Below are 10,232 nucleotides of genomic sequence, written 5' to 3' on the forward strand. Positions count from 1 at the left end.
TGCACGACGCGCACCCCGGCCTTTTCCGCGAGCACCAGCACCTCCTTCAGGAGGATGCCGCTGTCCGCGCCCTCAAAGGCTGGGTCGGAATCCGGGAAATGCTGCCCGATGTCTCCGCCGCCAAAGGTGCCGAGCACGGCGTCGGCAAGGGCGTGCAGCAGCACGTCCCCGTCCGAATGGGCGTGGATGCCCGGCCCGCCCTGAATAGGCACGCCGCCGAGCAGCATGGGTCGCTCCCCGCCGTAGCGGTGCACGTCGTATCCCCAGCCGGTCACGGACAGTTCCTGCACGGGAGCCTCCAGACGCCTCAGGTCGCCGGGCGTGGTGATCTTGATGTTGTCCTCGTCCCCGGGCACCACGGTCACGGTGCCCATGCGCTCCACCATGCTGGCGTCATCGGTCACGTCCCAGCCTCGGCCACGGCCCGCTCATGGGCCTGTGCCAGAATGTCGCGGGGAAACGCCTGCGGGGTCTGCACGGCGCGCAGCTCCGAACGTACAAGGGTCTCGGTCACGGTGTGTCCGTCAACCCGCTTGACCGTGTCGGTCACGGCAAGGGCCGGGATGACGCCATCGGCCCCGGCGGTCAAGCCGTCCAGAAGCGAGGAGATCAGAGAGGCCGAGGCGAAGGGGCGGGCGGAGTCGTGCACCAGCACCGCGTCGCAGTCAGCGGGCAGGGCGGCGAGGCCGTTACGGACCGAGTCCTGTCGGCGCGGGCCTCCGGCAGCGACCACGTAGGGCAGCCCGAGGTCTTCTGCCGCAAAGAGGCGGTCCACTTCGGCGCGCATGGCGTCAACTTCATCGGGGGGAAAAACAAATGCGAGGCCGCGCATGGGCGCGACACGGGAGAAAGTGCGCGCGCTGTGCCAGAAGAGCGGCACGCCCGCGTATTCGAGGTACTGCTTGCGGACCCCGCCGGTGGCCTCGGCCATGCGGGTGCCGCTGCCTGCGGCGAGGATCACGGCAAATGGGCGATGCGGGGTCGGCATGTGGGTTCTCTCAAGCAGCCTCTGCTATGGTTCAAAAAAACGCGCGGAGGACCGAAGCCCTCCGCGCGGGTCTTGCTGACGGAGTCGGACTGTAAGCCGGGTTCTGTTCCCCCGAAGGGGCGGCCACCATTCCTCTAGGACGACGGTTACCCGCCGCCTCAAGCAACCTACCCGAAAGCCTCGGCCGGGCCGGCCTCAAACGCTTCCCTATTTGGTCTTGCTCCGGACGGGGCATGCCTGGCCGGACATGTCGCCATGCCCGCCGGTGGCTCTTACCCCACCGTTTCACCCTTACCGCCCGGCGAGCCGGACGGGCGGTCTGCTTTCTGTTGCGCTTGCCGGGGATCGCTCCCCCTGGGAGTTACCCAGCGTCCTGCCCTGCGGAGCCCGGACTTTCCTCCCCGGCCCAAAGGCCGCGGCGGTGACCCGTCCGACTCCAGAACTCGTTTCTACCGCGTGACGCGGCAGTGGTAAAGCTACTCTGCGCCGCCCGCGTGCTCGGACCAGAAGATGAGCCGCTGGCAGTTGGGGCAGGAGAGAATCTGCTTGCCCTTCTGCAGCTCGTTGTATTCCTGGGGCGGGATGGTGATGTGACAGCCGGTGCAGACCGAATCCACCACGGACACGATGACCGGGTTGTCAAGGCGCGAGCGGATGAACTCGTAGCGACCGAGAATCGGCGGCGGCACGACTTCGCAGGCCTTGGCGCGCTTTTTCTGGAGCTTGTCGAGCTGCTTCTGGGCCTGGGCCACGCGCTCGTCGAGGGTCGCCTTCTTGGCGTCGTATTCCTTCTGGACCTCGGCGGTCTCTTCATCCAGTTCGCGGGTCATGTCGGCCTGACGGGCAAGCTCTTCCTTGACCGCGGCAAACTCTTCCTCGCGCATGCGGTTGAGCTTCTCAAGGCTGTCCATCTCGCGCATCATGGCGTGATACTGCTTGGTGTTGTCCACCAGCATCAGCTTGTTCTTGCTCTTCTTGATCTTGGCGTCGTCCTCTTCGATCTCGCCGCCGAGCTTCTTGCGCTGCTCGTCGAGAATCGAGAGCTTTTCCTCGATCTGTTCCTTGCGCTTGCGGAACCCTTCGAGCTGCTCTTCAAGGGCCTCCAGCTCACGGGGGGCCTTGCCGATCTCGTCTTCGAGGACGAGGATCTCGTCGTCGACCTGCTGCAGCACCACAAGCTGTTCGATCTGTTTCTGGTACATGTCGATACCTCTCGATTATATTTGGAAAATCGTATCCACTATTACGGGGCCACCGACCACTCGAACGGGTCGGCTCCCTCGAAAAACCGCACGGTCACGCCGCTCAGGGCTTCGCCCAGCGACACGGCGAACCGGCGCATCATCTCTTCCTCAATGGAAAAATGTCCCGCATCCACGATGCAGAGCCCGAGCTCCGCAGCCGCATCCACCGCAGGGTGGTACTTCATGTCGCCGGTGACGAAAACATCCGCTCCGGCTGCGCGCGCGGCAAGGCCGGAACCGGAACCGCCGCAATAAGCCACGGTGGAAACGCTCTCCGGCTTGGGACCGCACACGGACATGACCTTTCGCCCGGTCAATTCGTGCAGTCGCTCCATGAATGCGGCAAACGGCACGGCCTCGGGCAGGGAGCCAATCTCGCCGAATCCGGTATCGGCTTTCGGCGCGGCAAGCTCCCGCACATAAAATTCCGGACGCTCGCCCTGACCGAAGGCAATGGCCTCGGCAATGGACGGCCAGACGTCCTTTTCAACGATCACCCGCACTTCGCCGGTACCAAGCTGCGACACGCTGTGCACGCTCTCGCGATCCGCCCAGCGTTCGCCGTCCTCCCGGCCGAGCGGCTTTTCCGCATAGAACGAAACCTCCACGGGCGTGGACGAAACGTTCGGTTCAAGGAGCTTCCGGTCACTCAGGCCGAGGTCGTCCCCCAGCCAGAACGCGGGCCCGCCCGGAGCGCAGTCGAGCGAGGTGTGTGCGGCATATAGCCATGTATCGGCCTTGATGCAGGCGCGCAGCACGTCAAGATAGGCTCCGCCGAGCGGTGCCTTGGGTTTCATGTAGAGGGGATGATGCGTGACCACCAGCCCCGCGCCCCAATCCAGACACTGCCGGACCATGGCCGGGGTGGGCTCCAGCGCCACCGCCACCTTGGAAACCGTCCCGTCCACACCGGGCACCTGCACGCCGCTGTTATCCCAGCCAGCCTGCAGCCCTTCCGGCGCCAAACGGCGCACTTCATTTAGAACAGCCTGAATTTCCATGAAAAACTATCCTGAAACGAAAAAAGATGCTCCTATCGGGATTTCCCTCAAGGAGCATCGCGTCATTGTCACGTCAGCATAAAGCCTTGCTTACGGGTGCGGGGCGTCAGTCGCGTCACGCTCATGGGCACTGTTCTCATCCCCCAGACTTGTTCGGGGTTAAGGGGTGGTGGGCCAACCAGGATTTGAACCTGGGACCGACCGGTTATGAGCCGGTGGCTCTGCCAACTGAGCTACTGGCCCACTCCGCAAGAACGTTGTCGTATACCCAAGCGCGTACAAATTGTCAAGAACACCCGGCAGACAGGCCCTCGCGTATACGGCGGACCGTGTCAGTGGTCGAAAATCCTTCAAGAAGCGGAATGCTCAGCACCGTGCCGCCGTCGCCTTCCACCACCTCGCGGCCAACGATGCGCTCCACCGGCCAGTCCCCGCCCTTGACGAGCACCTGCGGCCGGACCTGCGAGACCAGCTCCAGCGGCGTGTCCTCGTCAAAGACGATCACGAAGTCCACGCTCTCAAGCCCGGCAAGCACGTATGCCCGCGCCTCCTGCGGGTTGACGGGACGCTCCGCACCCTTGCCGAGGCGACGCACCGAGGCGTCGCTGTTAAGGCCGACCATGAGCCCGTCGCCCAGCGCCCGGGCACGGGCAAGGTAGTCCACGTGGCCGGGGTGCAGCAGATCGAAGCAGCCGTTGGTGAACACCAGCCGATACCCTTCGGGAAGGGCCTTGCGGCGCTCCATGAACTCGGCAACGGTCAGGACTTTCGGGCTCTGGGGTACGGACATGGTTACATCCTGGGCTTGAGCGCGCCGCCCTGGCCGAGGAGCAGCAGCTCCACCCAGTCCAACGCAAAGGCGAGGGTTTCCTCTTCGTCTTCCATAATGGCCTTCTGCCGCTCTTCACTCACTTCGACACGCTCGAACAGACGCATGTCCTTGATGAACTGCTGGAAGTCGTCCACCTGAAAGAGCGCGAGGGCCACGATGCCCATGAGCTTCTCCGGCAGCTTCCGTCCGGTCTCGTTCCAGCGGGAAATGAGGTGCATGTACTTGTCGTTGAAGCGGATATAGTCGTCAAAGCCCTGATCTTCCATCCAGTTCAGGGAGTTCCATTCGGCGGCCTCGTCAAAGCCCTTGCAGTGGTCTTCGTGCAGGACGAAGAACTGCTCTTCCACGTTGCCGTCCTTGTCGATCTTTGCGGCGCGACCCAACGGATACATGCGGCATGCGCCGGGACGGTCCGGGTAGATGGAGCAGCCGCTGTCGCGAACAAAGGGGCAGGACTTCTTCGGCGTGTCGGTCATGCGCAGACGAAGCGCCGGGAAGTTGCTTTCCCCGGCGGTAAACGTGTCCACGAAGCTTTTGATGACCTCCGTGCTGGAGAGGCCGAGGTTTTTACGCATCCGCAGCAGATCGTAAGGGGTCAGGACCATGTTCAGGTCGCTGCAGCACTCGTTGAAGCATGAAATGCCGGGGTAACACTTGAAGCGGTATTTTTCGCCTTTTTTCAGTTCAGGGAGCTTGCTCAGGAAATCTCTTGTCTCGTCGTCGTGATGCATTGTTCCTCCGGGAAGTCTTGCTCCCGTGCTGTTTTGTCCGGGGAAGTAAAACCCGTGGGCGCGTTTGTCAAACGCGCCCGAGATGTCGAGCATCAGACCGAGGTGGGCGGACTTGGCGCGGATATCATCAAGCAGCCGTTTCCGCCCGGCCAGTTGCAGCTCCATGAGCTCCTCGTTGGTGTGGATGGCCTGCAGCTTGAACTTGTTGCCGAGCGCGTTGCCCTCGCTCTGCGGGGAGGTGTGACTTGCCAAGCCGCTGCGCTTGCGGTGCAGCACCTGCAAATGCCCCTGATAGACCGCGTAGCCGCCGTCCTTCAGAAGCCGGAAGTCGTGCTCGAGGTCGTCATACTGCGAGGGGGAAAGCCGGATGTCGAACCCGCCGCTCTTTTCCAGCGTCTTCGCCCGGAAGAGATGGCAGCATCCCGTCACCGAATCGCAGGGGCGCAAATAGTCGAACAGACCGGCGTCAAGGCTCTGGACGAACAGGGCCGGATCGCCGTTGCCCTGCTCGGGAATCTCCAGATGATGGTCCGCGTGCTGGATCATGAACGGGTTGGCGTGATCCACCACCTTGCAGCCCCACACCGACGCTCGGGGTACCGCTCCACGGCCGCGCCGAGCGTCTCCAGCCAGTCCTTCGGCAGGGCCACGTCATCGTCAAGATAGCAGAGAAAGTCATACTCTTTACGAAGCGCGGCGTGACGCAGCCAGTTGCGGGCGGCGGCCGCCCCGACGTTCACCGGCAGGGTCACGCGCTCGAACGCCCCTTCGCGCCGGGCGTTGAACCGCTCCTGCCACATGTCCAGTACGGTGTCCGAGCCATCCGTGGAGCCGTTGTCCAGCACCATGAGGTCCGGGTCGGAGTCCGCACCATACAGCGAGGCAAGCGTGGCATCGAGATCATCGCATTTGTTCCACGAATAAAGCATCACGCAGATACGGCCCGGCAGAGCCGAGCGCTCCACGTCCACGGCGCCGAGCAGGTCATGCAGTCGCAAGAGCAGCCCTGCGTTCCACGGCGCATGGGAAAAGGCCTGCAACAGCCAGAGCACAGCCTCGTCGCGATGCCCTTCACTCGCCAGCCGCAACCCGCCGTGCAGGCTGCTCCAGTTGCCGTAGGTATTGCCCGCGGCCCGCTCCATGGAGTCCGGGTCGCAGGAGTCGCCCCGGAACCGGCCGACCTGTTCACGCGCCGTGACCAGCGCATGCCCCAGCGGGCCTTCGGTGACGTTGGGCAGGAGGGAATCAACCCAATCAGGGTCATTGTCCACCAGCAAAAAAAGCGCCTTGGATGACCAGAAAAGATTTTCGGGATCGGACGCGGCCTGCCGTTCTATAAACCGTTTGATGCGCGGGATGTCCTTACCGAGGGACAGACGGTTCAGATATTCCGCGCTTCTCGGCTCGCGCCAGCCCTCCTTCACGGCCAGAAGCGCGGTGCGGGTGTCTTCGGGCAGCAGCCCGGCCACCTCTGGCGCGGCCAGAAGCTGCCCGGCAAAGACACCATCAAGCGGGCTCTCGGCAAAAGCGGTCACAAGTGCGTCGATGGCCAGCGGATTGAACCCCGGCTCGCCCGTGCCGAGCGCGGCGCGCGCGATTTTCAAAAGGTGCGTGCGGCCCGTGAACCCCTGCGCCAGCAGCGATGCCAGCGGCTCGTCCAGCGCGTTCCAGAACTCGAGGACCGGGTTACTCTCCATGCGCCACCTCCTCCACCGGCAACAGCCGGAGCGTATTCTGCCCCATATACACATTCACGAGGTTGCGACCCTTGGCCTCACGGGTCATGAGCGTTCGCACCACCGCACGGTTCACACCGCCCATGCGCTGCCGCAGGTCCCAGTCGTCGCGCAGCCTGCGAATGCGCTCCGCAATGCACTTGGCGTCCTCGGACTCGCACACAAAGCCGTTCACGCCGTCGCGGACCACCTCGGGCATGCCGCCCACCCGCGTGACCACGGCGGGCAGCCCGGCGTCAAAGGCCTCCAGCAGCGTGTTCGGCAGGCTCTCCTTGCGCGAAGGGACCACCAGCATGTCCGAAACCCGAATCTGCTCCAGCGTCTCGGCATGGGAGAGCACGCCGCAGTTGTTGAACCGCGCCATGGCACCGGAATCAACCGCCTCCGCAAAGCGGGGCAGGTCCCTGTCCTCAATGCCAACGGCAGCGAACTCCACATCACGCGCGTCGTCCTCGCAGAAGGCTTCCATGGCCTTCAAAAATACGTCGAACCCTTTGATGTGCGCGGTGTTGCCGATATACAGCACCCGCACCCCGCGCTTCTTGCGCGTGGAAGGCCCCCCGAGGTCCAGCCCGCAATAGGCGTTGTAGACCACGGCCAGCCTGCTCTTTGGCACATGCCGCCTGCGAAGCACCTCCGCACACTCCATGGAGTTGCATATCACGGCATCGGCCGGAGCGGTCCAGAGGAAAAACACGTCGTTGGGCCGGGAGATTACGCCCCGGTTTACGAAAAAGCGGAATTTCCCGCCCGTAATCCGGGCGATTGCGCCCATCTTGTACGCACGGTTGTGGAAGGTGTGCACCACGTCCACATGCTTCTCGCGCACCAGCCGCTTCAACATGGAAGCGGCCTTGAACGGCTTGCGGAAGCCCTCATACTCCACGACCTCGGCCCCGGCCTCGCGCATCTCCGCCACCAAAGGGGAGTCGGGCCGCAGCATGGCGATGGTGCGGATGCCGAGCCCGTTCAAGGCCTGTGCGTTGTTGATCATCTGGCGCGAGCCGCCCGAAAGTTTTGTCGAATCCGAGGCCAGCAGCACGCAATGCGGCGCGTCCCGCTTGGTGAACCGCTTGAAAAACACACTCGCCCGGACCTTGCCCGAATACATCTTCAGCCGCTGCTCCAGCCACGCCCCGGTCTTCTTGCGGCCAACGCCCACCCGGTTGATGCGGAACGGGTCGCCACCGCGCGAGTTGGGACCGCGCTCCAGCGTGAAGGCCGCCGAGTATCCGGCCTTTCGCAGCTCGGCCTCGGCAGCCGCGTCAAACTCGCCCCACGGCCAGCAGAAATACTGCTCTGCCTGTCCGCTCAGTTCGCGCAACCGCTCAAGGCTCTCACGGAAATCCTTGCGACAGAACGCCAGCCGATCAGCTTCGGACCGCAGCCGAAAGCGCGGCACGTTATCCTGCCCGACGAACGGCTGGAATCCGTCGTACACATAGGCACTGCCGACCTTGAAGACCGGCCAGTCCGGGTCGTAACCGGGGTAGAGGCTCCACGCGCCCCAGTGCGCCACGGGGCAGCTCATGGTTTCACGAAACGCGAGGTCGCGGAACACGCCGTTGTGACGCATGCCGTGGGAGTGAATCTCCATGCCCATGTTCAGCATCTCCCGGATCTCCCCGGAATTCATGAACTGGGAGTGGTCGCCATTGCCATGCGCGTTGATGAGCGACTTGGGCATGGGCAGCGGCTCGGGAAAGCCGCTCTCGCCGCGCGCGGGCCTGTCGTCCGTGAAGCCCGGCAGCACGAAAAAGCAGCCGGTCATGCCCCGGCGGGCGAGCTCCGGCGCGATGACCGTACGGCTGGAAAAATGCCCGTCATCAAAGGTCAGCAGCACGCGGCGTCCGTCGAGGCGCGTTTCCCCGCGCATGAAGCGCACCACTTCGGCGGCTGTCACGGTGGAATATCCGGCACTCTCAATGGCATCGAGGTGTTCGCGGAACCGCTCGACGGAATGCCCGCCGCCCGGCCCCACGTCGTGGTAGCAGAAAACAGGAATGCTCTTGGCAAACATGGGTGTCTGGAAGTCTCCCGGCTGAATACTCCGGCAAAGAAAAACCTCGTTACCGGGCCTTGCATAGGTAGCACGCCCGAATACTGCGCGCAAGAAAGCGCACTCATTCAACGATGTTGAAATTCCTGTCTTTAACGGATATGACTTTCGAATCATGACGGCGAACACCGTGCTCTTCATAGCCGAACCGCAGGCCGTGACCGGAATCTTTCCGGCCCTCAAGGAACAGGGCCTGCAAGCCGGACTGGCCGACACCCTGAGCGGAGCCCTTGGTTTCATCAAGAAATCCAAGCCTGCCGCCGTGTTCTGCCGCCCGAAGCTGCAAGGTTTTGACGCGGAAGAGCTCCTCGCCCAGGCCCGCGACAACAACTGCTTCCCGCCCGTGGTGGTCTTCTCGCCCTCGGGATCGGCAGAAGAGGCGCGCCGCTATCTTGAACTCGGCGCACAGGACTACTGGCTCGAGCCGCTGCTCTGGGAAAAGATCAAGCTGCTCCTTCCCGCCCCCGGTGCCACCATCGAACCGGAACCGCAGCCCGAGCCGGAACCGGCCCCTTCACCCGCACCCGCAGGCCAGACCCACAGCACTTTTTCCATCATCGGCCAGCATCCGGCCGTACTGCGCGTTCTCGCCCTCGCAAAACGCGTGGCCCGCTCCAAGGCCACCGTGCTCATCTCCGGCGAGTCCGGCACCGGTAAGGAGATGTTCGCCCGCTATCTGCACCACAACTCCGACCGCGTGGACAAGCCGTTCATCGCCATCAACTGTGCCGCCCTGCCGGAGCATCTCCTCGAATCCGAACTCTTCGGTCACGAAAAGGGCGCGTTCACCGGGGCCATAGCCCGCAAGCTCGGCAAGTTCGAGCTCGCCGACACCGGCACCATCCTGCTGGACGAAATCACCGAGATGGATCTCGGCCTGCAAGCCAAGCTCCTGCGCGTGCTTCAGGAGTCCGAGTTCGACCGCGTGGGCGGCATGGAATCCGTAAAAGTGGACGTTCGCGTACTGGCCACCACCAACCGCTCCATCGACGAGACGGTCAAGGAAGGCAAGTTCCGCGAAGACCTTTTCTACCGCCTGAACGTCATCCCCCTCAAGCTGCCCGCCCTGCGCGAGCGCGGTGAGGACGTCATCCGGCTGGCCGAATTCTTCACCGCCAAATACTGCGCGGCCTACGGTCTCGGGCGGCTGCCCTTTGCCGAGGAGGCCAAGAACTGGCTCATGGAATACGACTGGCCCGGCAATGTGCGCGAGTTGCAGAACCTCATGGAACGCGCAGTTCTACTGGCCGGAGACGGCCCCATCCGCAAGGATCACTTCCTCATGGGCGACGCCGAGTGGGTGCCCGACGATCTCGACGAGATCGAACAGGCCGGAAACGAGGCCGCGCCCCCGCCCCCCGAAACAGCCGAAGAAGCGCTTTCCGTCATGCCCCTGCATGAAATGGAAAAAAAGCTCATCCTCAAGAGTCTCGACGAGACTAGCGGCAACCGCACTCGAGCCGCCGAACTGCTCGGCATTTCCGTTCGTACCCTGCGTAACAAAATCAACGAATACAAGAAGCACGGCATCGAAGTTTAGGACTCTGTCTCCGTTTTTTTTGTTTCCGCGGGCGGGCCGATGGGACGGGTTCTTTGTTTGATACGCTGCCGCTGGGTGCGGTACCGGGAGATCGCCCGCGG

The 10,232-nt window shown here is 63.4% G+C and carries 8 protein-coding genes, 1 tRNA gene, 1 other RNA gene and 1 pseudogene; 1 reads left to right on the top strand and 10 read right to left on the bottom strand.

What is annotated here, in order from left to right; all coding sequences use genetic code 11:
* The 10 genes and pseudogenes from JCM12178_RS21090 to JCM12178_RS15440 form a co-directional block, all read right to left on the bottom strand.
* Positions 1-374 (bottom strand): 2-C-methyl-D-erythritol 2,4-cyclodiphosphate synthase (locus tag JCM12178_RS21090; protein ID WP_369404541.1); only part of this gene is annotated, 374 nt, incomplete at its 3' end.
* Positions 348-988 (bottom strand): annotated as a pseudogene (ispD, locus tag JCM12178_RS21095) (2-C-methyl-D-erythritol 4-phosphate cytidylyltransferase); the annotation flags it as partial. The pseudogene ispD and the gene JCM12178_RS21090, both read right to left, overlap by 27 nt.
* 76 nt (positions 989-1,064) lie before the next feature.
* Positions 1,065-1,426: RNase P RNA component class A (gene rnpB / locus JCM12178_RS15450), an RNA gene on the bottom strand.
* Between the two features lie 38 nt (positions 1,427-1,464).
* On the bottom strand, positions 1,465-2,190 hold the full coding sequence (locus JCM12178_RS15410; protein WP_054652670.1) for a zinc ribbon domain-containing protein: 726 nt from the start codon (positions 2,188-2,190) through the stop codon (positions 1,465-1,467).
* Positions 2,191-2,231: 41 nt separating this feature from the next.
* A complete protein-coding gene (locus JCM12178_RS15415; protein ID WP_054652672.1) occupies positions 2,232-3,233 on the bottom strand; it encodes a Nif3-like dinuclear metal center hexameric protein in 1,002 nt (333 codons plus the stop codon).
* A 167-nt stretch (positions 3,234-3,400) separates the two neighbouring features.
* Positions 3,401-3,476: transfer RNA gene (locus JCM12178_RS15420), tRNA-Ile, on the bottom strand.
* 43 nt (positions 3,477-3,519) lie between these two features.
* Positions 3,520-4,023 carry a D-glycero-beta-D-manno-heptose 1-phosphate adenylyltransferase gene (gene rfaE2 / locus JCM12178_RS15425; protein ID WP_054652674.1) on the bottom strand — a complete coding sequence of 168 codons (504 nt, stop codon included), beginning with the start codon at positions 4,021-4,023 and terminating at the stop codon, positions 3,520-3,522.
* A gap of 2 nt (positions 4,024-4,025) precedes the next feature.
* The gene (locus JCM12178_RS21100) at positions 4,026-5,381 is read right to left on the bottom strand and encodes a YkgJ family cysteine cluster protein (protein WP_369404540.1); all 1,356 of its coding nucleotides are present in this window, start codon (positions 5,379-5,381) and stop codon (positions 4,026-4,028) included.
* On the bottom strand, positions 5,339-6,493 hold the full coding sequence (locus JCM12178_RS15435) for a glycosyltransferase family 2 protein (RefSeq protein ID WP_054652676.1): 1,155 nt from the start codon (positions 6,491-6,493) through the stop codon (positions 5,339-5,341). The genes JCM12178_RS21100 and JCM12178_RS15435 overlap by 43 nt, the downstream gene beginning before the upstream one ends.
* Positions 6,483-8,552: a glycosyltransferase gene (locus tag JCM12178_RS15440; protein WP_054652678.1), complete on the bottom strand. Its 2,070-nt coding sequence runs from the start codon at positions 8,550-8,552 to the stop codon at positions 6,483-6,485. The genes JCM12178_RS15435 and JCM12178_RS15440 overlap by 11 nt, the downstream gene beginning before the upstream one ends.
* Before the next feature lie 154 nt (positions 8,553-8,706).
* Here JCM12178_RS15440 and JCM12178_RS15445 point away from each other — a divergent pair, with 154 nt between their 5' ends.
* Positions 8,707-10,131, top strand: coding sequence for a sigma-54-dependent transcriptional regulator (locus tag JCM12178_RS15445; RefSeq protein ID WP_054652680.1), 1,425 nt, complete (start codon positions 8,707-8,709; stop codon positions 10,129-10,131).
* Positions 10,132-10,232 lie beyond the last annotated feature (101 nt).

Source organism: Salidesulfovibrio brasiliensis JCM 12178 (assembly GCF_001311825.1).
In the GTDB taxonomy this organism is placed as follows: Bacteria; Desulfobacterota; Desulfovibrionia; order Desulfovibrionales; family Desulfovibrionaceae; genus Pseudodesulfovibrio; species Pseudodesulfovibrio brasiliensis.

Bases quoted from the DNA above. Each gene is read 5' to 3' on its own strand.
- JCM12178_RS15410 (WP_054652670.1), bottom strand. From the start codon at position 2,190: ATGTACCAGAAACAGATCGAACAGCTTGTGGTGCTGCAGCAGGTCGAC.
- JCM12178_RS15415 (WP_054652672.1), bottom strand. From the start codon at position 3,233: ATGGAAATTCAGGCTGTTCTAAATGAAGTGCGCCGTTTGGCGCCGGAA.
- rfaE2 (WP_054652674.1), bottom strand. From the start codon at position 4,023: ATGTCCGTACCCCAGAGCCCGAAAGTCCTGACCGTTGCCGAGTTCATG.
- JCM12178_RS15435 (WP_054652676.1), bottom strand. From the start codon at position 6,493: ATGGAGAGTAACCCGGTCCTCGAGTTCTGGAACGCGCTGGACGAGCCG.
- JCM12178_RS15440 (WP_054652678.1), bottom strand. From the start codon at position 8,552: ATGTTTGCCAAGAGCATTCCTGTTTTCTGCTACCACGACGTGGGGCCG.
- JCM12178_RS15445 (WP_054652680.1), top strand. From the start codon at position 8,707: ATGACGGCGAACACCGTGCTCTTCATAGCCGAACCGCAGGCCGTGACC.